Source organism: Rossellomorea aquimaris TF-12, from assembly GCF_001648555.1.
Classification (GTDB): domain Bacteria; phylum Bacillota; class Bacilli; order Bacillales; family Bacillaceae_B; genus Rossellomorea; species Rossellomorea aquimaris.
On the sequence record NZ_LQXM01000025.1, the window covers coordinates 56,900 to 79,528 of the forward strand.

The following is a 22,629-nucleotide window of genomic DNA, read 5'->3' on the forward strand; positions in this document are numbered from 1 at the left end:
AAGTAGATGAGCCGCTTGTTTCCGTAGTTTCCTTCACTGAAAATCAACCCCTGCTAAACAAACCCCTATGATTCTATGAGAAAACTTCGAAGACGAAGAAAAAAAGCGCTTAGATTCCATTTGGGAAAACTAAAGCGCTTTTTCGTTATTATTGAATGTATATGCAGTTTGCAATTCTTGTTTTAACCAATGTAACATTTTATTGGCATCCATATTCCCTTGTTGACCCTTGTCGAATGCTTTTTGCATGACAGAGAGAACATGTTGCTCATTACTGGTTTCCCTTTTCAAAAGACAACCTCCTACAAATTAGAACAATTTATATTACTTTATTACACTTATTATCTACTATTCAAACATCAATTTATAGTTATATTACCATATTTATACAAAGGAGAAAATGAATTTTCTTTGTCTAAATTTTTACGAATCGGTATTCCTTCGTACTTTTCACCTATAAATTCCACTCTTCATCATCCGATATAAAGATGGTATGGTCATGAAAAAGGCAAAATCATCGAAAGGTGATGACGCAAAACTAAAGGGGCTTATTGAGCCAGCCAGTTACCAGCCAAAGGAGTGTATAAATTGACAACGTTTTTAACACCAGAAGAAATAATGGAAAAGAAAAAAGCTCGTAAAATGTGGATGTACATAGGTCTTTTTGTATTTACCGTAGCACTAATTGGGGGGACTACCTTCCTTACATATCATATCTAAAAGCGTCCATTCGACGCTTTTTTTATTTCTTTAAAATTCATTCTACAATTTATGGAAAAATCCGATTGTTTTCGATAGAATAAGAGAAGTAATCTAAACTAGTTGGGAGCCAACCATTAATGCATAAAGAAGTCAGACTTATCAGAGGATTAAGACACCCATCCCTCTTCTTTTATCAATTAAAAGAAATGGAAGGTATTAAAGGTTATCGTCAAAAATTAATTCTTCTTTTTATCCTATCAGCCATTATTTTTGGTGTTGTTTCATCATTTGGCGTGGGGATGGACCCTCTTTCAAAGGAGCTTACTAAACTATCAGCCTCTACTTATGAATTAGAAAAGTTCATGTTTTTCATAGGAAGGCTTATTGCAGGATTGCTTTATGCAGCCATTCTGTTGTTTATTCCTTCTCTCATTTATTGGACTATATCTGATGAAGGGGAATATCGTAAGCTTGTCGTCACTCAATTCATAGTACTCATTATTTTACTAATTGAAAGACTGACTTACATCCCTTTGTCTTTATTCTTTTCACTAGAGTGGTTTTCGTCTCCTCTTTCACTTGGAGTAATCGCTCAATACATAACTTCAAAAGAATGGGTTATTTATTTCTTTGGCTGTTTTTCCTTTTTTAAAATTTGGATCGTCTACCTTCAATATAAAGGTGTCAAAAAACTTACCGAGCAAAAAAATTGGCTGGTATGGCTTGTTATACTCACTAGTAATTTACTTTTCTGGAGTATTACGGCATTTTTAGCCTATCTCGATTTATCAACTCTATTCTAACTACCTAAAGGCTGTGATCGATTATGAATAAAAGAAAAATTTTATATAGTTCTCTAACTGCATCACTTCTTTTTGTAGGAGTTAATGTCTATCTTATTGAAAAGGCAGAAAGCAAAATCGACCGCGAAGTTCGTATTGAGGATTGGGAGTCAGTACATAAAGACAATTTGGTGAAAGAACTCCCAAAATCAGGTGTTGTTACTTCTGAAGAAGAAAGCTACTTATACTTTAATGACGAATTTGGATCCTTCAAAAAGTTCCTGGTCAAGGAAGGCGATAAGATCAAATCCGGCACTTCCCTATATGAATATGAAGTAACGGATCGTACTCAGCAAAAGAATGTTTTAGAATCGGAAGTTGAACAGCTAGAAGATGAGATTGATAGTATCGAAGACAATGTTTCAGACTTGAAGCGTTTAGAGTCCTCTCTTCCATCTGGCTCTTTTAATGATGAAGATATTCCCATTGAAGCAAGTGCTCTACAATCAGAATATGAATTAAAAAAAGAAATTGCATCAAAAGAATTGGAAATAGACCGCCTAAATAATCAAATTGACAACCTGGAAAGACAAATCTCTGATATTGAGTCTTATTCTTCGACAATCACCGTACAAAGCAGCGTGGATGGAACGATTAAGGAGCTTTCTCATGAGGTTCTTAATCCATTGATCACCATCGCATCACAAACAATTGCGGTTACAACTGATTTAACTGAGAAGGAAATCATAGACGTTGAAGAAAACATGAATGCTACGGTGCAATCCGAAATCGAAAAGGATTCCCATAAAGGTTTGGTCACCAGGGTTGCTACTCTACCTAAAAATGACCCACATTTGCAAACGGATAGCGTGTACCCAGTGGAAGTGAAAATTCAAGATGAAGAAAACAAGCTTCTCCCTGGACATCATGTTCTTTTATCCATCATTACGGAGGAAGTAAAAGGGGCACTTACTGTACCAATTACGGCCATTGAATCATCTGGTTCAACGAAATATCTTTGGATTTTGACAGAAAAAGGTACAGTCGAAAAACGCAAGGTAAAAACAGGGCTCAGCGTTGATGGCAAACAACAAATCAAATCGGGTGTAAAAGCTGGAGAGTACTATATTGTTTACCCGGATGAGATACCTGCATTGAAAAAAGGAGCTGCATTTATTACAGCTCTTGACTGGGACAAGATTAAACTTCGAGATCTAAAGAAACTAGAACGCCCATCTGTCTTAGAGAATCTACTTTTAGGCATTTTGGAGCGAAAATAATGGTATCAGAGACTGGCTCTTTTAAGGAGCCGGTCTTTTTTTGATCGAAAACCATACATATTCCTTTTTTCACAAGAAATACTACTTGGTAAAGTAGCGTAACGTCTAAAAATAAGGAGCAATCTCATGAACATTCTAAAACGAATCCTCATACTCACCACTCTCTTCTCTCTACTAGCCTTCTCTCTCCCATCCCCGACCCTATTCGCTGCCTACACCACCCCACCCAAAAACGTCATCCTCATGATCATGGACGGCACCAACTCCGACATCATCACCTTATCCCGCTGGTTTCGAGGGACGGACCTCCATTTAGACGACACTCTCACAGGAGGCGTTCGCACCTATTCAATAGAATCAGCCATCACCGATTCAGCCGCTGCGGGAACCGCCATGGCAACGGGAATGAAAACAAAGGCTGACTACATCGGGATGAATGATAAAGGGCATCCCGTCCTTACGGTTCTTGAAGCTGCAAAGCTTTCTGGCTACGAAACGGGGATTGTCGCGACTTCACCAGTTCAGCATGCCACTCCCGCCGCTTTCACGTCACACGTAAAGAACCGGGATGAGTTTGGCGACATCGGAGAGCAGCAGGTTTATCAAAATCTCGATGTGGTACTTGGTGGTGGAGCCGCTTGGCTGAAGCCAAAAGGAAAAAACTCCGTTAAAAACGATGATGGCATGCTAAAAACAAAAGAAGTCAGTCGTGAAGACGGAGAAAACCTCGTCAACACCATCCGCTCATCTGGATATTCCTTTATCAAGACGAGGGACGGACTTCCCCAGGCGCCATCCACTAATAAATTATGGGGTGCCTTTGCAGAAGAAGATATCGCTTACGAAATGGACCGAAAGCTATTAAAACCTCAGGAGCCTTCATTAGCAGAGATGACAAAAACAGCTATCAAACGACTGTCCCATAGCGAGAAGGGTTTTTTTCTTATGGTTGAAGGCAGTAAAGTCGATTGGGCAGCCCATAAGAATGACCCAGTTGGGATGATCAGTGAAGTACTCAGTTTTGATGATGCCGTTGGAGAAGCATTAAACTTCGCTCGTGCGAATCAAAATACGATGGTGATTGCAGTAACAGATCACGGAAACAGTGGGTTAACTTTAGGGAATGAACAGACGAATCTTAACTACAAAAATCAACCGACTGGAAATTTCATCAAGCCTTTAAAAAAAGCGAAACTCACGGTGAAGGGTGCCAGTTCTCAGCTAAAGAAAAATCGTACAAATCTAAAGGACGTTCTTGCCTCTTACGGATTACACCATTTGAGCAAACATGAGTACTCTGCCATGAAAAAAGCAAAAAGTGTAGAAGACTTAGAGAATGAAATGGTTAAACTTCTTGCTAAAAAAGCACACCTCGGTTTCACCACTCATGGTCATACGGGTGAGGATGTTTTTTTATATGCCTATGGTCCTGGCAAACCCACGGGTCTCATTGAAAATACTTCGATACCTCATATCATTGCCGACCATCTAGGATTCTCTTTGACCAAAGGGAGATTTGCCTCATGGTATGTCGATGGGATGGAATATTTTAAACAGAGAGGATACTCTGCTTCCATCCGTAAACAAAATCCGAGTAATCCTGAATTTGTTGTAGAGCATGGCGACTTAGTATTGCGTTTTCCTGAAAATAAGAACTTTTACATAAAGAATGATGAAAAAGTTACGTTGAAGAGCGTGAATGTGTATAACGGGGAAACGTTTTTTATTCACATGGAGGAATAGCATTACCATTCGACAATTTACCCGAATTCCCCTTTCTTCCAGATTTCGGGTCCTCATATTCCCTTCCCCCCTCCTTTTACGTTATAATAAAAGAATGCGATTTTATAGATTGGAGAGGTTGGTTGATGTCGATTCGTATTCAGGAGCTGAAGGATAAATTACTTCCCATGAGTCAGTCGATACAAAATGAGTTGGATTCGAGTGCTGATGAGAGCAAGAATGTTGTGTCTAAGGGACTTCTGCTGTTCCGTCAAAATCTGGTTTCTCATGTAAAAGTGCGTGAAGAAGAAGTGACAGCTGAGGTACAGGATGTGACGCCTGTTAGCGTTGAGCTTAATTTCTCTTTTCCTCTTTTGAGTAAATGCTCATGTCCACAAACAACGTGGTGTCGACATCAAATGGCGACCTTTTTTGTTCTATACAATAAGGTTGGACGGGTAAGTGTATGGATTCAAGATTGGCGCAGTCAGTCTACCAAGACAGGAGATCAATCCAGTGCCTTGGAAAATTTATTGAAAAAACACGGTCATAACGGAGGCTTGCGTAAAGCAAGTGACCTTCTTAACGAACGGAAAACAAGAGGGAATTCTCCCGAGGATTGGTGGCTATTTTTCGAGAGTCTATTAAAGCAAGAGGATCTAGAGTTACTTGAAAGACAACCATACTTAATGGACGTCCATGTACAGAACATCACCAAACGGTTTATGAAGGAAGCTCCCTTTGAACGCGAATGGAAGCCTCTTTATCAGCTGTTTGCCACCCTGTTTCTGTCCATTCATATTGATTTATATTTACAGCAACGGAAAGTTGACTTAAATCGTGAGCAGTATAGCATGTACGATTTTCTCCTGGGTGAAATGGAGGAAGCCGTGGAAAAGCTGTCGATTCATGCCATGCCATTCAGCTTTGATCCGTATATTGCTTTTTTGAAAAAGAAAACCGTTGAAATGAGTGACTCTCAGGAACAAAGCACTCTGATGAAGGCGGAGGTTTATCGATTCCTTTGGTATTATTTGTTCAAGCAAAAATCTTGGCGTAAAGATGAAGTAGCGAGATTAGAAGAAAGTTCGGAACAAGATTCTGCCTTCTATCAAGTAGCTCTTCTACATCAATATCTACTTTTAGAGGATCTTGATAAAGCCAGCCATGTGGTGGACAACTTAGGAACTGAACTCGTAACCTATTCTGAATTTTGGCTAAGAAAATTTTTCGTAGGAAAACGGTATGAGGTTGGATTCTTTCTTGTGAAAAATATTTTATCAAGAATGCCTGATTATATTGGTCAGCTAGATTATTATGAAGCGACACGCTTTGTCCGCTGGTTTGTGCGTGTATTGCCGATGGACTGGCTGATGGAAAAGGATCGAGGTCTGGTCAATGAGCTCCTTCTTTCTATGCTCCCGTATAGCTTCTTTACGTATAATGAATATTTGATTAACGTGAAAGCCTACCGTGAGTGGGTTGAGCTTCAGAAATATATGAGCTACTCCATTCAGGAAATGGATGGGATGGGTTTACGCGATGTATACAAGGAAGCACCTGAGCTTGCTCTTCCTATTTATTATACTGGTGTGCTGAATGCCATTGAGCAAAAAAACCGTGACAGCTACAAGCTGGCCGTTCGTTATATGAAGAAAATTAGAACCATCTATAAAAAAACAAAGCAGACGGATAAATGGGACGTCTATTTAGACTATATTTTAACTCGGTACAAACGATTGAGAGCATTTCAAGAAGAATGCAGAAAGGGTAAGTTAATCGATGCTTAAACTGTCTTCCGTAAAAATCAATGTCAGCACAACTGAATATGAAGACCGTTTTTTCATTACAGCTGAAAATGCTGATGGAGAACGCTTATCACCGACGGAATGGAAAAACCAGCTGTTTCTTTGGCATGAAGAAAGCTATTACGGAACTCTCTTGCAAGACTCTATAGATGAAAAAGGGATTGTCGTAACCAAATGGCAGCTCCTTACTTTGCTTGCCGGTGAGCATTTCAGCTCCATGATCCAATGGGATTGGGATGAAACAGGTCAGGCCTGTATTGCCATTGCTCCTGTTATCTATGAATCCATTGAAGCTGGACGCTGGCTGCCCCGATTCGAAGAGTGGCAGGAAAAAGGACTGCAATTTCACATTCCTGAGGAAGTTTGGTCGAATTTTAATGATGAGTTTTGGGAGGAGGAGCTTCCTGGTGGAGGTCCGTCCCTCAAAGAACTTACTTCTGATTGGTTTCAGGGTGCTCTGAATGAGGCGATGGCGGTTGGTGGTTCGAGTGCGATGAAGCGAATTCAGAGGTTGAAGGAAAGCACGTTGACGTCTGAGGAGCTGGATGCGTATTTTGATGAAAAGCGTTGGAGTGAATGGATCGCTGGTGAGGATGAAGAGCTTCCTTTTTCCATGGGGCTTCGAATTACTGAGCCACTTGATGAGGATGAATCGTGGCAGCTTGAAACGATTTTACGTGACCGCAAGAAAACCAATCGCGTTATTTCATTAGCTGAAGATACAGTTCCTGTTGCTTGGAAAAACCATTTACCAGAGGTTCGCGAAGAGCAGGAACGCTGGATGAACATGATGCCTTTGTTGCGTGATGGGGATGGTTCCCTGCGAGACGCTCTTGGTGAACAGGATGCCTGGGATTTTCTATCTGTGTTAAGCGAGAAATTCATCGATTTGAATATAGAGATTCTATTACCGTCCTGGTGGGAAGCCATGAAGGATGCCCAAGTTCTCGTAAAAGCAAAACTAAAAAACAGCGATACAAGCTATCGTCCATCCTTCGTCGGTTTAAATGCCATGCTCGATTTTGATTGGCGATTATCTATGAATGGCGTCACTTTGTCAGAGGATGATTTCAACCAGTTAGTGGATGATCAGCGACGACTTGTGAAAATCCGCGGTCAGTGGATGAAGCTGGACCCTGCTATGATTCGCCGAATTCAACAAATGATGAGTAAAGCGAAGGAAGAAGGATTTTCGATTCAAGATATGCTTGAGCAGGAGCTTGTTCCCCGTGACTCTGATGAGCCTGAAATCGAAGCTGATGACGACTATGATCCGTTTGCATACGCCCGTATTCAGCTGGAATTGAATCGTTCTATGAAAAAGATGATTCACCAGCTTACAAATGTGTCATCGATTCCGCTAACAGAAACCCCCGATGCATTTCAAGGAGAGCTCCGTCCCTATCAGCAGCTGGGGATGAGCTGGATGCTATTTTTACGTAAGTATGGTTTCGGAGCTTGTTTAGCAGATGATATGGGACTTGGTAAAACCGTTCAATTGATTACGTATTTGCTTCATATAAAGGAAACAGAAAAGCCGGAAACACCTTCCTTAATTATCGCTCCTACTTCCGTACTTGGAAACTGGCAGCGTGAGATTGAGAAATTCGCTCCTGAGTTGAAGGTCCATCTTCATTACGGACCTAATCGTTCAAAAGAAGAAGGATTTTCAAGAGATATTAACGAAATGGATATCGTTCTTACCTCTTATGGGTTATCACATATTGATTTTGAAGAGCTCTCACAAGTGGATTGGACCTCGATTTCTTTAGATGAAGCGCAAAATATTAAGAATTCGAACACGAAGCAATCCCGTGCAATTCGAAAATTAAAAGGAAAGCATCATATCGCCTTAACAGGGACACCTATGGAAAACAGACTATCGGAATTATGGTCCATCTTTGATTTCCTGAATCATGGATATCTCGGCGCGTTTACACAGTATCAAAAAAATTATATTGCTCCTATTGAGAAGGATGAGTCTGAGGAGAAAGTAAAAGAGCTTCAGGCTAAAATCAAACCGTTCCTACTGCGTCGAACGAAAAAAGACCCGGAAGTAGAATTGAACCTTCCTGAAAAAATCGAGCAAAAAGAATACTGTCACTTAACGGCTGAACAAGCCGCTCTCTATGAGCAATTGGTGCAGGAAACCTTATCTCAGCTTGAAGCATTGAGCGGATTCGAACGAAAAGGATTAATCCTCCAAATGCTAAACAGGCTAAAACAATTATGCAACCACCCTGCTCTTTATTTAAAAGAGCCTGACCCTAAATCGATCTTATCTCGTTCAGAGAAAATGCAGAAATTAAAGGATATTGTGGAAGTAGCCCTGGAATCTGGAGAAGCGTGCTTAATCTTCACCCAGTACATTTCCATGGGTGAAATGATTCAAGAAGTAATGAAGCAGGAATTCAACGTAGATGTTCCATTCTTAAATGGAAGCATGCCAAAAGGAAAGCGTGATGAATTAGTCGAGAAATTCCAAAACGGCGAATTCCCCGTCTTCCTTCTGTCTCTAAAAGCTGGAGGAACGGGACTTAACCTAACCGCCGCCAATCACGTTGTCCACTATGACCGCTGGTGGAACCCAGCCGTTGAAAACCAGGCAACCGACCGAGCCTACCGAATTGGACAACAACGCTTCGTCCATGTCCACAAGCTTGTCTCATCAGGCACTCTCGAAGAAAAAATTGATGCCATGTTAGAGAAAAAACAAGCCCTAAACGACGAAATCATCAGAAGCGACCAATGGGTTACTGAATTGTCTGATCAAGACTTGGAGTCGTTGTTGGTGTTGGAGTAAGTTGTTGAGAATAAGTTGAGAGGGACGGACCTTGGGAGGTCCGTCCCTCGATTTTTTCCCGCGAAGTGAAGTTTGCACATTTTGGTTGGTTTTTCGCACATTCTTTGTTTGGTTTCGCACATTCTTGGTGGCTTTTCGCACATTTATAGCCGCTTTTCGCACATTCTTTGTTTATTTCCGCACATTCTCAATCCCATGCCCCGATTTCTCTACTCACTCCTCTACTAATACACCTGAATTGGGCCACTTTGAGTTAGAATTTGGCCAGAATCCTGAGGAATTGGGCCACTCTTCACATTAATTGGGCCACTTTCCAGACGTATTGTGCCAAATTGTGAACAACACAAAAAAACGCCGGCTCCTAAAGAAGCCGGCTCAATATGAAGACAAAAAGGGGAACTGCATTACTTAACATAGACTATTCTTCTTTTTCTAAGGAGGTTGGTTAGAGGAATGGTTCGGTGAATATTGAATTTAAGACATCATTTATAGGTTGAATTTTTTTAATGGAATTCTAAGAAGTGGTTTTCAAGGCTGGATCAGGGTACTCATAGCCTTGTTCGAGGGCTGTTACTCGCTGGGATAAGTAGAAATTTTCTACATTTGTTCGAGCGACTTTTTTGATTAGTTCTTCCGTTAATTTTTCCATACCTTCAATTTGTTGTAGAAGGGTTTCCAACGTTACCATGACTTCATCTCCTTTTTGTTTAAAACGGGATTTCGATTGGTTCCTTTTTTGACTGTTCAGGAGCTGGTTTGCTGTCTAGGAATCTAACGGATTCGGCTACTACTTCCGTTACATAGGTTCGTTTACCTTGGTCGTTTTCGAAGTATCTTGTTTGAATTCTACCGGTTACTCCAATCACTGATCCTTTCCGACAATATTTTTCCGTGTTTTCTGCTGTTTTGTTCCATAAGGTGCAGAGCACGAAATCTGTGTCAATCTGACCCTGCTGGTTCCTGAATTGTCTGTTTACAGCAACAGCAACATTCAAAACAGTTTTTCCATCTAATGTTTTTCGAGCTTCTGGATTTTTCGTAAGCCTTCCAACTAGAGTCACTTGGTTAATCAATTGGGTTCACTTTCTCCTTTCTTTTTAAGGTGATTACATCTTACAATTCTTTTTCTCCTGTTGTAAAATAGTGAATTTGCCAAATTCAAGCGAAATCTGCCTCGAATTTCACAAATTCTCCTAGGGGAATTTCCCATTTTCAACCTCAAAATGGTCATAAAAATACAAAATTGCATATTTCGATATTTTTTTCATGCCGCGTGCAATTAGATATTTGTTATGGAATCAATTGTCACTATGATATAATTTTTATAAAACCTAGAAATGGGAGATGTTCGTTCATGAAAACCTTTAAAGTCATTTCACTTCAAGTAGTCGAAAACGATGAGCTACGTGATTTTGAAATAGTGGACGGTCTGATTATTAATAAAGAGGATGAACACCAAACGTGGCTTGTAGAAACTTATTTATCAATTGATGAGATTGATTTTTTCAAAAAGGCTCAGCAACAAGAAGAGGAATTAGAAATTCAAGTTGTGATATCTCATGAAGCAAATGATCCAGCTGCTTTCATGACCTCTATCCGCTGTATTAAAGAGATGGATGATCATGTGAGTATTATGTTTGAAGGAAAATTAAAAAAGAATCGAAATGAGTATGCAGAAATCCTTTTAGATGATCTTGTCCAAAAAGGTTTTTCAGGCGAAGAACTTGTTCGGGAATTCCGAGAGAAAATGGTATCTAAGCCTCGTATTTCTGCTACGGCAAAGCCTAGTGTCTAGGCTTACTCAATTGTGTAATATTTCATATGGAGTGAAGGCAAACACTTTGATATAATTAAATTATTACTTTTTTTATTTTGAACTTCTTAGGTAGGTGTACTCAGTGATTGGCGAAAGAGTTAAAAAATATAGACAAGAAAAAAGAATGTCCATGACCGAGCTTGCTGATAAAGCGGGTGTAGCCAAGTCATACTTAAGTTCGATTGAACGTAACTTACAACAAAATCCTTCCATTCAGTTTCTTGAAAAAGTCTCTTCTGCCTTAGGTATACCGATGGATTCATTGTTACACGATGAACCAGAAGATCACAGTGTCGATCGTGAGTGGGTCAAGATAGCAGAAGAAGCGATGGATTCAGGAATTACAAAAGAACAGTTTAGAGAGTTTATTGAATTCAACAAGTGGAAATTAGGCAATAAATAAAGTCTTGCGATTCATTCGCAAGACTTTATTTATGATCAAATCGCCTTATATTCTGTATTTAGCTCTTGGGACTCAGTTTGTAGAAACTCTCTAATCTCTTTTTTGGATATTCCGGCATCTAAGGCTTGTTTGACTAATTCAACCCACTCTTGATCTACTTCTCTATTCCCCAAATTATTTCCCTCCTAAAATACATTAAACGTATTCCAGGCAATCCAGCCGCCCTAGTATTATATGTACTTAACTTCTAATTCCAATGAAGTAACTATCTATTTATGTGAGTTAGCACTAATACAGTAGACCTGTGACTTTGCGTCCCTACCTTTCAATAGGTTTGCCTTTGTCTGCCCCTTGTCTTTAATCATATTTTCATTATACACATAGTACTATTATCCTTATGTTATTTTTTGTCTATTCTGAAAACTTTTTAACTCTTTTTTACTACAATACAACAGTTATTTTGACAATTTGTATGCATATTAGTTCAGTAAAGAAGTGATTTGACATAGATGGTGGTGGTATTTGTCGAAACATTATAGATATCTTTTGCTTACATGAATGTTATAGGCCTCTATCTTTTTTCTTAGGGGAATGATTTTGTCGGGTCTTAAGGATGAGGTATAAAAGGGTGCGTCTGTTAAGTTCATTCCACAAGATGGGCAGATCCAATCTCCTATTTCTGTGCTACTAAAGGACGAACGAGTACAACGATTGCAGATTTTTTTATACATTAATTCACCTCTCTTCTTTTTCTATTAATATATTAAATAGTTATAAATAATATTCGTTATAGTGAAATTTTCTAAAACCTAGTTCTTTATAAAGAACATTTTATGTTTAGTATAATACAATATGGAATTTATTAATACCTTTAATTTTAATTTTTTCTTAATTAAGAACACAAAAAAGCAGAGGCTACTTTTTCTGCCTCTGCTTTTACATTACTCGTCCTTATTATCCTTATCCTGCACATCAATATCATCTTCTATTACTTCTTCTTCAGGTGTGTTTTCATCCTTAGCAGCGTCTTTATCACCTTGTACGTTCTTATCCTCGGACTCATCTAATTTGTTGTCATCCATGTCTCCGTTTTCATTCATTCCCTCATCCTCTGGAACTTCTTCCTCCATTGGCGCTTCATCTTCTGGTGGTGGCTCCTGGTTTACGTTACAGCCTACTAGAAGCATTGCTGCCAGTGCAGAACCACCAAGTATTGATAACAATTTTTTGCTCATGATGTATAACTCCTTTCTTCACGTGTAAATTAATTAAGACCGATACTTATGGTCTTTCGTTAGCTTTCCCAAAATTTATTATAACTTGCATCAGGTTATAGATTTTTTGCATAGATTTATACGGTAAATAAGAAAAAAAACCGGACTACCTATTAAGGTGTCCAGTTTATTATTCATTCCTTACTCTTGCTTATCTCCAAGAGCAAACATCATTTCCAGTTCACATGCTACTTCACCATCAACAGTAGCAATACCTTTTCCTTTACCGATTACGCCTTTAAAACGAACCATTTCCACTTCAAGTCTCAGCTGGTCTCCCGGTTTGACCTGACGCTTAAATCGGCATTTATCAATTCCAGTGAAGAACGCTAATCGTCCGCGGTTCTCTTCTTTTTTCAGCATAGCCACAGCTCCTACTTGAGCTAGTGCTTCTACAATAAGAACCCCTGGCATTACAGGGTAATCAGGAAAATGCCCGTTGAAAAATTCTTCATTCGTCGTCACATTTTTAATCCCAACCGCTTTCTTTCCTTCTTCCACTTCTAAAATTTTATCCACCAATAAAAATGGATAACGATGGGGAATAATATCTTTGATTTGATTAATATCAAGCATCATAAAAATCCTCCTACCAATATGTATGTTCCTCTATTGTACAGAAATACCGTGTGAATTGGAATAGCACGAATGGTTTGAGAAAAAAACACGATGTTTAGGTCCGTCCCTCAAAGTGGGGTCAAAAGTTGATCCGTTTGCATACGAAATTGCATATCGATTAAGAGACCAGATCCCTTTGATTTGGTCTTTTCTTATTCCTTTTATATTAACGATTATTGGGTTTTAGCTCATAATATGTCCATTTATTTTCAATTAAGATAACATGATGAAAATAATAAAAATTGTCATTAAAATGCTGTTTGCTGAGTTGATTTGATACACTTAAAAGGGAAGTATCATCTTGTGTTAAAGTAAGTTAGTGTTTAATCGTTAAAGGAGAGAAAGTAGTTGGAGTCGTATCTCTTAGATTTGTTTAAGGTATTAGGTGATTTTGCTATTGCGTTAAGCATTATATTGAATATTTTTATTAGTGTTCTTGGAGTAGTACCAAGCGTTGTGATCACTGCTGTAAATATAAAATTTTTCGGATTTGAAAATGGATTATTCATATCGATTATTGGGGAAGCACTTGGCTCAATTGTTAGTTTTTATCTATATCGTAAAGGCATAAACAAACTATTGAATTCGAAGGAAATAACCAATAAATATGTAACAAAATTAATGAAGTCAAGAGGAATAGAAGCGTTCTGTATGATCATCTTTCTCAGGGTATTTCCTTTTATTCCTTCAGGTATCGTGACGTTAGCGGCTGCTATAAGCAAAGTTGGGATAATCAATTATTCCGTTGCCAGCACAATAGGAAAAATACCTTCGCTGGTGATAGAAGCGTATTCTATTCAGCAGGTCTTGATATGGAATTGGAAAGGAAAAGGAATATTATGTTTATTTTTATTATTCAGCATTTGGTTTATATATAGTAAAAGTAGAGGGAAAAAATAAAAACAGAGCGCTTGGATTTCAATGTCCTCGCGCTCTGTTTACTTTTCCCATGGTGCTTAGTTCTTTTGAACAATGTCGATGATGTGCTGCCAGGTTTTTGCTTTGAATACGTCAGATGGGTTTCCGTCTCCGATGACTCCGTAGCCAACCATGGCACCTAGGACGAGACTTCCTGCAAGAAGAAGGACAAACAGAAGGATTCGAAGCCAGATTGGAAGCATTCGAACACGAACCCAACGCTTTGGTTTGGGTTCTTCCAGTTGTTTACTCTTTTTTTCTGCTTTTACTGATTCTCTTGTTTTTTCTTCTTGTAGTAGGTCTTTTTCACTCATAGCATTTAACTCCTTTTAGCGTATCCCGTTAACAAGGCCCATCATTTGATCTGCAAGGGAAATTGAACGAGTTTGAAATTGGTACGATCGTTGGACATTCAGCATATCCGTCATCTCTTTACCGATATCTACATTTGAAGACTCTAACGAATTCTGGACCATTGATATACCTGTACGGTCGGCTCCAGCAAAATTTGTTACGACTTCATCTTCGGTCACACCTAGTTCTTGAAGATTATCAGCAAACCCTAATAGATTACTTCCATATTGCTGAAGAAATTGAGGTTTTTCAACTGATATGATTCCTAAATTCACTTGTTGTGAAGCTCCGTTTTCTTCTGAGATGGTTAAAACTCCATTATCCCCCATCTCAAATGTTGAAGCGTCACTTGAAAATGTGATGTAGTTATCGTTTTCATCTAAAACAGGAAAACCACTCCCATTTACCAGTATGGATTCACCATTTCCTGTTGGACTTACGAAGAATGCTCCGTCTCTTGTATATCGAACATCACTTGAATTTTCATCTTGGACAAGTACTTTGAAAAATTGTCTATCATTGGTCAAAGCGAAATCCAAAGGTCTACCTGTTGATTTTAATGATCCTTGAGTTAAGATGAGCTGGGATTGTGCAAGTTTAGCTCCAGTTCCCTCTCGAACTCCAAAAGGCGTCAGTCTGCCTGTTTCAAATCGATCTACGCGCTGGTTATTTACCTGTTGAACGAGCAGCTCAGAAAATGCCGCTTCTTTTCTCTTATATCCCGTAGTATCAGCATTTGAAAGGTTATGACCAATCATATCCATTTGTTTTTGCAATTGGCTTAACGTATTGGTTGCTGTAATCATTGTTCGATTCATGTCATAGCCCCTTTTATTATAAGGTATTCAGTGACGAATTACATTTACAATCGTATAACTATCCGTTTACTCGACCAATTTCATTAGCCGCTTTTTCCATACTTCTATCATAGGCTTGAAGAATCTTTTGATTTGCTTCAAAGGCTCTATAAGCCGTTAACATATCCGTCATGGTTCGAGATGCATCCACATTAGAACGTTCGAGAAAGCCTTGCTGAGTTGAAAATGCTACATCATTTTGATTATAAGCATTGGCAAGGGGCTCGTTTTCTTCAGTTGCAAACAAGCCGTCGCCTTGTTTCACTAATCGATGGGGATTTTCAGAAAAGCCAATGCCAAGTCTTCCTACGACATTGTCATTGACGATGATTTGCCCATTTTCACTCACATCGAATTGGTCGCTGTCTAATTGAATTCTTGCTCCGTTATCATCTAGTACATAAAAGCCACTATTGGTTGTCAGAAAACCGTTTCCGTTTACAGTAAGGTTTCCATTTCGAGTATAACGGGGGTCTCCATCTGGTCCTTCAACCGTTAAGAATACAGATCCTGCCGAGCCAGTTTCTTCGTTCACGGGCATAGAAATATCTACTAATGCCAGGTCTGCTTTTCTACCTGTTTCTTGCAGGTCTCCTTGGATATAGGAAGGAATCGTTTCTTGCATGTAAACGCCAGTATTTAATTCTCCTACCTTTTTATTAAAAGGTAGTGAGAGTTTGTTCTCAGTGGGAATGGTTTTCGTGTCCATTCGTTCTAAGAGCATTTTTGGAAAGGCACGCATAGACGACTGATCTGCTTTGTAGCCAGGAGTGTTAGCATTCGCCATATTATTTGTCAGCATTTCTGTTTTCCGTTGTTGAGCAAGCATCCCAGATGCTACCGTATAAAATCCTCGAAACATAGTTTCACCTCTTTACCGTTCTCGTTCTCGTTCTCGTTCTCGTTCTCGTTCTTGCCTTTATTATATCGGTTGACGGAAGGAATTGTTGCGTGTTTTGGAAAGAGAAGATATTGGAAATAAATTAACTGATTCTTCTTCTGGAAATTTTATCGATATTTTCAAGCATTAATCCTGTACCAACAGCCACACAGTCCATTGGATTTTCTGCAACTAAAACGGGTACCTTCAACTCTTCTGCAAGAAGCTGATCCATTCCGTGAAGAAGAGCTCCTCCTCCAGTTAAAATGACACCTCGGTCAATAATATCTGCGGAAAGTTCAGGTGGCGTTTTTTCAAGCACGTTTTTGGCAGCCTGTACAATGACGGACACTGATTCACGAAGTGCGCCTTCAATTTCTTTAGAATTAATGGTAATGGTTCTTGGAAGACCTGAAACCATATCTCGACCTCGAATATTCATTTCATTCAGTTCTTCTTCATCACGGTTATCAGAGAACACAGTTCCAATCGTTACCTTGATATCCTCAGCCGTACGTTCACCAATTAGAAGCTTGTACTGTTTTTTAATATAGTTAAGGATCTCATGGTCAAATTTGTCTCCAGCCATCTTGATGGATTGACTTGTTACGATATCACCCATAGATAGAACCGCAACGTCCGTTGTTCCTCCACCAATGTCTACGACCATGTTACCTGTCGGGTTGAAGATATCCATTCCAGCTCCGATAGCAGCCACCTTTGGTTCTTCTTCTAAGTATACTTTCTTACCGCCGCTCTTCTCAGCTGCTTCTCTGATTGCCTTCTGTTCAACACTTGTAATGTTCGTTGGACAACAGATAAGAATTCTTGGCTTAGAAAGAAAGCCTTTTACATTCAATTTATTGATAAAATGCTTAAGCATGGCTTCTGTTACATCAAAATCAGCGATAACCCCATCTTTTAGAGGACGTATTGCTACGATGTTTCCTGGAGTACGGCCCACCATACGACGAGCTTCCTCCCCGACTGCTAAAACTTTACCTGTGTTTTTATCTAAAGCCACAACAGATGGCTCATTTAAGACAATCCCTTTTCCTTTTACATGAATTAAAACATTAGCCGTTCCAAGATCAATCCCAATATCTTTCGCGAACATCTTGTGTTTCTCCCTTCTTCTACTCCAAAATAATCGTTTTTTATTTCATCTATGTTTGGTTGTTTGTAGTTACGTTAAAGTGTTACGTCAAAACTTTCACCTAATTCACTATTTTACCATAAAAATGTCGAAATAAGGTGTACATTGTCAAAAAAATGTATTGAAATTGTTATTTTTTTGAAATGAAGCGGACGGTTTATTTCATGAGTGTAAAAAAGATCTTACATTCCCGTTGTAAATAGATTTTTAAAGATGTTCAGTCACGCACCAACTGGCTTGATTACACGACGTAAACCTTAGCAAAATAAAAAATACACCAAGCGCTCTCCATTTGTCTGGGGCTTGGCGTATTTCCACTAGCTGTGAAGCTCTTCTTTTTTGTACTTTTGTTTCGTGGCTTCTCCACCTCGTAGATGTCGGATTGATTTATGATAATCGAGTATTATTTTGACTTCATTCGCTAGTTCTGGGTTAATTTCTGGCAGGCGTTCTGTTAGATCTTTGTGAACAGTACTTTTGGAAACGCCAAACTCCTTCGCAATTACACGAACAGTTTTTTTCGTCTCCACGATATACTTGCCAATCTTGATTGTTCTCTCTTTGATGTAATCGTGCACACCACTCGACCTCCCTAAATTGGATGTGAGAAGTGTGAAATGAGACTCGTTTTCGGGAACAATGAAATACCACAGACCGCTACACAAATCCTCTTATGCACGCGGCAGAAAGCTTTATTTTTTAATCATGCTAGCTTCCTGATGTTAGAACGTATGAACAGATACTCAGCTAATATAAAGTAGTAAAAATACGATTCCTCACCTCAAACACTCTCTAATATTTTTGATAGGTTTGTATCATTTTATTACCCTATGTCCCCATATATGCACAAAAAACACAATAAGGACAAGGTTCGAGCGTAATTTTCTGAAAAATCAATTTGAGGGACGGACCTCCATTCCATTCTTAGACGTTCAAGAAGGATGATAAATGCCATTTGGAAAGACAAAAAAACCTCTCACTAAAAGAGCAAGAGGCACTAAAATATTCAATTACTCACTCCCACGACTAACCCGTATTAGCTCACCCCATGTGCTCACATTCTGTTCTTTTAGGAGCTCTAATAGCTCCACAAATAAGTAAGCCGTCGTAAGAGCATCTTGTAAGGCTCTATGTCTTGGGTATATACGAGTTCCAAACATTTGGGCGTAACGTTCGAGATCCCTCATATCATTCGAGGGTGTAAGATATCCAATCATATTTAACGTATCAATACTTGGACCTATTTGCAGATTCACACTTTCTTTCTTCATTTCACTTTTCAGAACTAATTCATCAAATCGTACATAATGGCCAACGAGACTATCTACATTATTTCCTTCTATAAAAGTGAAGAATTGTTGAATCACCTCTATTGCTTCAGGAGAATGTTCGACATCCTTAGAGGTAATTCCAGTTAAATGGATTATTTCCTGAGAAATGTGTCGATGTGGATTGGAAAATGTCTGAAAGGTGACTTTTTCCTTCACCTCATATCCTTCTACTTTAACAGCTCCGATTTCTAGAAGACGATCCTCTGCTGCAACTCGAAATCCTGTCGTTTCTGTGTCGAACACAACAAAGGTTAAATCCTCAATTTTCCGATTCAGGGGAATTAAATCATAATGTACAGGACATTGGATCTTTTTTTTAGAAAAAATGAAGGTCATCACCTCATCTAGTTTAGGGAGTAATGGGAAAGCATCATTTGTTGAAACTCTCGAATGGTTTTCACACTTTTGTATAACACCTCTTTTTTCTGAGTTGAAAGGGAGGAAAGGTGAATCTGGTCACCTTGTTTTTTCCTTTTCAATTCCATATAAAGCTTCATCATTTCTTGAAATGCTTCAAGTAGTACCTCTTCAAACTCACTTGAAATAGATCCTTTTTCCTTTAAGAATCTGATTTTCGTAAGGGTTGATCCTGTTACGTGTCCATGGGAAAGACTTAAGATTTGCAGAGCATGATGAAAAGGAAACAGAATTTCTTTTTTGATGGAAATGCTTTTACGATCCATACCTAATAAAGAACGAATAGAAGAGTGAAGAACTGGTACTGGCTTAGTCTTCTCTACTTGGGCTAAACGTAGCATCAGGATTTTGGCATTTTTCAGTTGTTTTTCTGTGTTTTGTTGAAACGTTCGATGGACCGATTCATCTCCATATAAAAATCGATACGAAAAAAAATTTTGGGCGGTTAATAGGGTTTCTTCTGAAGAATGAATCGACCATTCTCTCACTCTTTCTTCCCACCTATTCAAACCCCCTCGCCAGTTTTGCTGATTACTCATCATCCCACCGTCGCATAGACGCAATCCTGCCTTTGCTAAGCCCTTCACTACTTTTTCAGACAGATTATAAAAATAGTTTACAGCTTTTTCATCTTGAGTTTCATAGACCAGGAAATGATCTTGATCGGTTAACATGAATTGCTCTTCTCTTCCTGCCGAACCCATGACATAGAAGGCGAATGAACAAGGAGCGATTTCCCCTTCTTGTTCCAATTCTAACTCTGCTTGTTTGAGGACTCTCCTGTACAGACGATCAATCAGTCCAGACATGATATCAAGGATGTTTAGAACAGGCGCTTGCCCATTCCAGAGGCTTGCTAGCATTCCTTCTAGTATGGGTTTGATTTTTTCTAAAGGGAATTGCTGATCTTCTATTTTTCTAGCATTTGTTAAAGCTCCTGTGTGACTGGCTTTCATAATATCCTGCATGGTGATGATTCCCACAGGTCCGTCCCTCTTTTTTGTATCTGTGACGGGGAGGTGTTTGATGGAGTGGTCGATCATGGTGGTGAGGGCTTCGTAGAGGTAGGCTTGCTGGTGGATGAAGGTTGGGTTAGGTGTCATCCCTTGTTTTACTGGTTGGGAGAGAGGAGTGTCCCCTGCGAGGCACCTGGTGACGAGGTCTCTTTCTGTGAGAATACCAACGATTTGTTCGTTTTCTATTACAATAACGGAACTGACTCTATTCTTTCCCATCTTACTAGCCGCCTCATGTAACGACTCGCTACTCTCTACAGTTATCACCTTCTGGACCATCACATCATTCACTCTTTTTAAGATAGTTGCTCGTTCTTCAATCCCGGTGGTCTCCTTAACTTGTTTGGATAAAGAATAGTATACATCCTGCAATCGTTTTGACGTTTCATTTAGCAGGAAGTTCTTTATATAAGTCTCCTCCCAATAATCTTCTAAACTTTTATATGGAACGAGACATAGCAGGCCATCCATTTTAGCCCTTACTTCAACAGAAGAGTAGAGTCCCTTACTTCTCTCTCCTTCTTGTAAAAAAGAATAAAGGCTTGATAGACCTAGAATTCCACCTTGAGATATGATCTCCAGAACCTCTTCTTTTCCTTCTCCCTCCTTTGGCACCACCACCTCTACCTCACCTTTTACGACTAAATAGAGTCCTAAGCGATCCTCAAAGCTTTGAATAATGGAGTGATTTGCTGTATATCCAATCTCTTTACATTGGATTAATAGGGAAAGAGCTGTACTACGCTCCATCCCTTTGAAAAAAGGATGGCGCAGTACAGCTTTTTGAAAGGATTCATTATGATTTGAAATCGACATCGTCATTCACCCATACTTCACCATTTTTAAACGTCATCTGTTCTGGGTAACGTAAATCCATGACCTCTTCCTGGATTTTTTGAGATGGTGCTTTTGTGATAAGGGACACAACGATATTCGCGATAACAGCTGCTGTCGCTCCAAACACCCCTGCACCTGTATCGATAATACCAAATAGACTAAAGCCTGATTTGGCTAAGAAAATATAAGTGAAGGTGACGCATAATCCTACAAGCATTCCAGCGATAACCCCTTGGGCATTGGACCTTCTCCACCAAACCCCGAGAATGAGCGCAGGAAAGAATGTACCCGATGCTAACGCAAAGGCCCAGGCTACAATTTGAGTAATGACTCCAGGAGGATTCAAGGCCACAATTCCAGCCAGTACCGTTGCTACCACGATAGACCAACGTGCAACAGCGAGACGATTTTTCTCCGTTGCATTTGGTTTAAATACACGATAATAAATATCATGAGCAAATGAAGAGGAAATAGCAATCATCAGCCCACCTGCTGTTGATAAAGCTGCCGCCATGGCTCCAGCTGCTACAAGTCCAATGACAAACACTCCGAGATTAGCAATTTCAGGTGTAGCCATAACAACGATATCATTGGAAATCATAATTTCCTTCCATTGTAGAATGCCATCACCACTTGTATCAGCAACCTGCAATTTCCCTGTATCAACCCAGGAAGCAGTCCAAGCAGGCAGCTCACTTATCTTACTTCCCGCTACCTTTGTCATTAAAATAAAGCGGGAAAACGCTGCATAGGCAGGTGCCGATAAGTAGAGAAGTCCTATGAAAAGCAACGCCCAAGCCCCTGACCAACGAGCCGCTTTCATCGTGGATACTGTGTAGAAGCGCACAATGACATGTGGAAGACCCGCTGTTCCAGCCATCAACGTAAACATCAGGGCTATAAATTGCCACTTCGTTCCGTTCGTAAACGGTGCAAAGTATTCAGAGACACCCAGCTCCCGATCAAGCTCTCCAATTTTTCCAACAAGCTCACCATACGAAATCCATGGCGCGGGGTTTCCTGTAATTTGAAGTGACATGAAAATAACGGGTATTAAATAAGCAATAATAAGGACGATATACTGAGCAACCTGTGTCCAGGTAATTCCTTTCATTCCACCAAAAGCCGCATAGAAGGCAATGAGAATAACTCCGATCATCGTTCCCACCTTGGCGTCAATTTCAAATAGTCGACCGATAACGACACCAGATCCAGATAGCTGACCAATAGAATAGGTAAAACTGATAATAATAGTACAGAGGGCCGCAATCACACGAGCCGTATGACTGTTATACCGGTCTCCAATAAATTCCGGTACTGTGTAGCGCCCATATTTTCGAAGCTGAGGTGCTAACAAGAACGTTAATAGTAAGTATCCGCCTGTCCAGCCCATTATATAGGCTAGTCCATCATAACCTAGGATCATCACCGTACCTGCTAGTCCAATAAAGGAAGCAGCACTCATCCAATCTGCTCCAATGGCCATTCCATTGAAAATTGGTGGTACACCTCGACCAGCTACATAAAAGTCTGAAGTTGCTTTCGCTTTATTGTACACCGCTATCCCAATGTATAACGCAAACGTCAAAAGAATTATGGATGTGGAGACTAAAAACTGTAAATCCATCTATCGTTTCCCCCTCTACTATACTTTC

23 protein-coding genes and 2 riboswitches are annotated in these 22,629 nt (G+C 39.6%); of the genes, 9 read left to right on the plus strand and 14 right to left on the minus strand.

What is annotated here, in order from left to right; translation table 11 throughout:
* Positions 1 to 129: 129 nt before the first annotated feature.
* Positions 130 to 291 (minus strand): hypothetical protein, encoded by a 162-nt coding sequence (locus tag IQI_RS20575; protein ID WP_156509858.1) that lies wholly within the window; start codon positions 289 to 291, stop codon positions 130 to 132.
* A 206-nt stretch (positions 292 to 497) separates the two neighbouring features.
* A riboswitch (cyclic di-GMP riboswitch) is annotated at positions 498 to 572 on the plus strand.
* Between the two features lie 16 nt (positions 573 to 588).
* Here IQI_RS20575 and IQI_RS21150 point away from each other — a divergent pair.
* The 6 genes from IQI_RS21150 to IQI_RS06855 all read left to right on the plus strand — a co-directional run bounded on the left by IQI_RS21150 (position 589) and on the right by IQI_RS06855 (position 9,097).
* The gene (locus tag IQI_RS21150) at positions 589 to 720 is read left to right on the plus strand and encodes a hypothetical protein (protein ID WP_268874478.1); all 132 of its coding nucleotides are present in this window, start codon (positions 589 to 591) and stop codon (positions 718 to 720) included.
* Between the two features lie 119 nt (positions 721 to 839).
* Entirely contained in the window at positions 840 to 1,505 is a 666-nt protein-coding gene (locus tag IQI_RS06835; protein WP_064091902.1) for a hypothetical protein, read from the plus strand.
* A 23-nt stretch (positions 1,506 to 1,528) separates the two neighbouring features.
* Positions 1,529 to 2,764, plus strand: a complete 1,236-nt coding sequence (locus IQI_RS06840) for an efflux RND transporter periplasmic adaptor subunit (RefSeq protein WP_064091903.1) — start codon at positions 1,529 to 1,531, stop codon at positions 2,762 to 2,764.
* A 126-nt stretch (positions 2,765 to 2,890) separates the two neighbouring features.
* Positions 2,891 to 4,507 (plus strand): alkaline phosphatase, encoded by a 1,617-nt coding sequence (locus IQI_RS06845; protein WP_064091904.1) that lies wholly within the window; start codon positions 2,891 to 2,893, stop codon positions 4,505 to 4,507.
* 125 nt (positions 4,508 to 4,632) lie between these two features.
* Positions 4,633 to 6,276, plus strand: a complete 1,644-nt coding sequence (locus IQI_RS06850; protein WP_064091905.1) for an SWIM zinc finger family protein — start codon at positions 4,633 to 4,635, stop codon at positions 6,274 to 6,276.
* Positions 6,269 to 9,097, plus strand: coding sequence for a DEAD/DEAH box helicase (locus IQI_RS06855; RefSeq protein ID WP_064091906.1), 2,829 nt, complete (start codon positions 6,269 to 6,271; stop codon positions 9,095 to 9,097). Before IQI_RS06850 ends, IQI_RS06855 begins: the two co-directional genes overlap by 8 nt.
* 514 nt (positions 9,098 to 9,611) lie before the next feature.
* Here IQI_RS06855 and IQI_RS20580 read toward each other — a convergent pair.
* Entirely contained in the window at positions 9,612 to 9,785 is a 174-nt protein-coding gene (locus tag IQI_RS20580; RefSeq protein WP_156509859.1) for a hypothetical protein, read from the minus strand.
* 19 nt (positions 9,786 to 9,804) lie between these two features.
* Entirely contained in the window at positions 9,805 to 10,170 is a 366-nt protein-coding gene (locus IQI_RS06860) for a single-stranded DNA-binding protein (protein WP_064091907.1), read from the minus strand.
* Between the two features lie 281 nt (positions 10,171 to 10,451).
* Between IQI_RS06860 and IQI_RS06865 the strand changes: the two genes are divergently transcribed.
* Complete coding sequence (locus IQI_RS06865; RefSeq protein ID WP_064091908.1) at positions 10,452 to 10,892, plus strand: YwpF family protein; 441 nt, start codon at positions 10,452 to 10,454, stop codon at positions 10,890 to 10,892.
* 103 nt (positions 10,893 to 10,995) lie between these two features.
* Positions 10,996 to 11,316 (plus strand): helix-turn-helix domain-containing protein, encoded by a 321-nt coding sequence (locus IQI_RS06870; RefSeq protein ID WP_064091909.1) that lies wholly within the window; start codon positions 10,996 to 10,998, stop codon positions 11,314 to 11,316.
* 35 nt (positions 11,317 to 11,351) lie between these two features.
* Here the strand turns inward: IQI_RS06870 and IQI_RS20255 are convergent, their stop codons facing one another.
* The 3 genes from IQI_RS20255 to fabZ form a co-directional block, all read right to left on the minus strand.
* Positions 11,352 to 11,489: an anti-repressor SinI family protein gene (locus IQI_RS20255; RefSeq protein WP_082892615.1), complete on the minus strand. Its 138-nt coding sequence runs from the start codon at positions 11,487 to 11,489 to the stop codon at positions 11,352 to 11,354.
* A gap of 33 nt (positions 11,490 to 11,522) precedes the next feature.
* Positions 11,523 to 11,665, minus strand: a riboswitch (cyclic di-GMP riboswitch).
* 592 nt (positions 11,666 to 12,257) lie between these two features.
* On the minus strand, positions 12,258 to 12,551 hold the full coding sequence (locus IQI_RS06875) for a hypothetical protein (protein WP_064091910.1): 294 nt from the start codon (positions 12,549 to 12,551) through the stop codon (positions 12,258 to 12,260).
* A gap of 180 nt (positions 12,552 to 12,731) precedes the next feature.
* Positions 12,732 to 13,166 (minus strand): 3-hydroxyacyl-ACP dehydratase FabZ, encoded by a 435-nt coding sequence (gene fabZ / locus IQI_RS06880; protein WP_064092117.1) that lies wholly within the window; start codon positions 13,164 to 13,166, stop codon positions 12,732 to 12,734.
* Between the two features lie 390 nt (positions 13,167 to 13,556).
* Here fabZ and IQI_RS06885 point away from each other — a divergent pair, with 390 nt between their 5' ends.
* Positions 13,557 to 14,108, plus strand: a complete 552-nt coding sequence (locus IQI_RS06885; protein WP_064091911.1) for a TVP38/TMEM64 family protein — start codon at positions 13,557 to 13,559, stop codon at positions 14,106 to 14,108.
* A 56-nt stretch (positions 14,109 to 14,164) separates the two neighbouring features.
* Here IQI_RS06885 and IQI_RS06890 read toward each other — a convergent pair whose 3' ends face one another.
* From IQI_RS06890 to IQI_RS06925, 8 genes are all read right to left on the minus strand, one after another.
* Entirely contained in the window at positions 14,165 to 14,440 is a 276-nt protein-coding gene (locus tag IQI_RS06890) for a DNA-directed RNA polymerase subunit beta (protein WP_064091912.1), read from the minus strand.
* Positions 14,441 to 14,455: 15 nt separating this feature from the next.
* Positions 14,456 to 15,298, minus strand: a complete 843-nt coding sequence (locus IQI_RS06895; RefSeq protein ID WP_064091913.1) for a flagellar hook-basal body protein — start codon at positions 15,296 to 15,298, stop codon at positions 14,456 to 14,458.
* Between the two features lie 58 nt (positions 15,299 to 15,356).
* Positions 15,357 to 16,199 carry a flagellar hook-basal body protein gene (locus IQI_RS06900; RefSeq protein ID WP_064091914.1) on the minus strand — a complete coding sequence of 281 codons (843 nt, stop codon included), beginning with the start codon at positions 16,197 to 16,199 and terminating at the stop codon, positions 15,357 to 15,359.
* 121 nt (positions 16,200 to 16,320) lie between these two features.
* Positions 16,321 to 17,334 (minus strand): rod shape-determining protein, encoded by a 1,014-nt coding sequence (gene mreB, locus IQI_RS06905; RefSeq protein ID WP_064091915.1) that lies wholly within the window; start codon positions 17,332 to 17,334, stop codon positions 16,321 to 16,323.
* 356 nt (positions 17,335 to 17,690) lie between these two features.
* Complete coding sequence (spoIIID, locus tag IQI_RS06910) at positions 17,691 to 17,951, minus strand: sporulation transcriptional regulator SpoIIID (protein WP_064091916.1); 261 nt, start codon at positions 17,949 to 17,951, stop codon at positions 17,691 to 17,693.
* A gap of 432 nt (positions 17,952 to 18,383) precedes the next feature.
* Positions 18,384 to 19,040: a 3'-5' exonuclease gene (locus IQI_RS06915; RefSeq protein ID WP_064091917.1), complete on the minus strand. Its 657-nt coding sequence runs from the start codon at positions 19,038 to 19,040 to the stop codon at positions 18,384 to 18,386.
* A gap of 8 nt (positions 19,041 to 19,048) precedes the next feature.
* Positions 19,049 to 20,953, minus strand: coding sequence for a DUF294 nucleotidyltransferase-like domain-containing protein (locus IQI_RS06920; protein ID WP_064091918.1), 1,905 nt, complete (start codon positions 20,951 to 20,953; stop codon positions 19,049 to 19,051).
* Positions 20,934 to 22,601 carry a sodium:solute symporter family protein gene (locus IQI_RS06925; RefSeq protein ID WP_064091919.1) on the minus strand — a complete coding sequence of 556 codons (1,668 nt, stop codon included), beginning with the start codon at positions 22,599 to 22,601 and terminating at the stop codon, positions 20,934 to 20,936. Before IQI_RS06925 ends, IQI_RS06920 begins: the two co-directional genes overlap by 20 nt.
* Positions 22,602 to 22,629 lie beyond the last annotated feature (28 nt).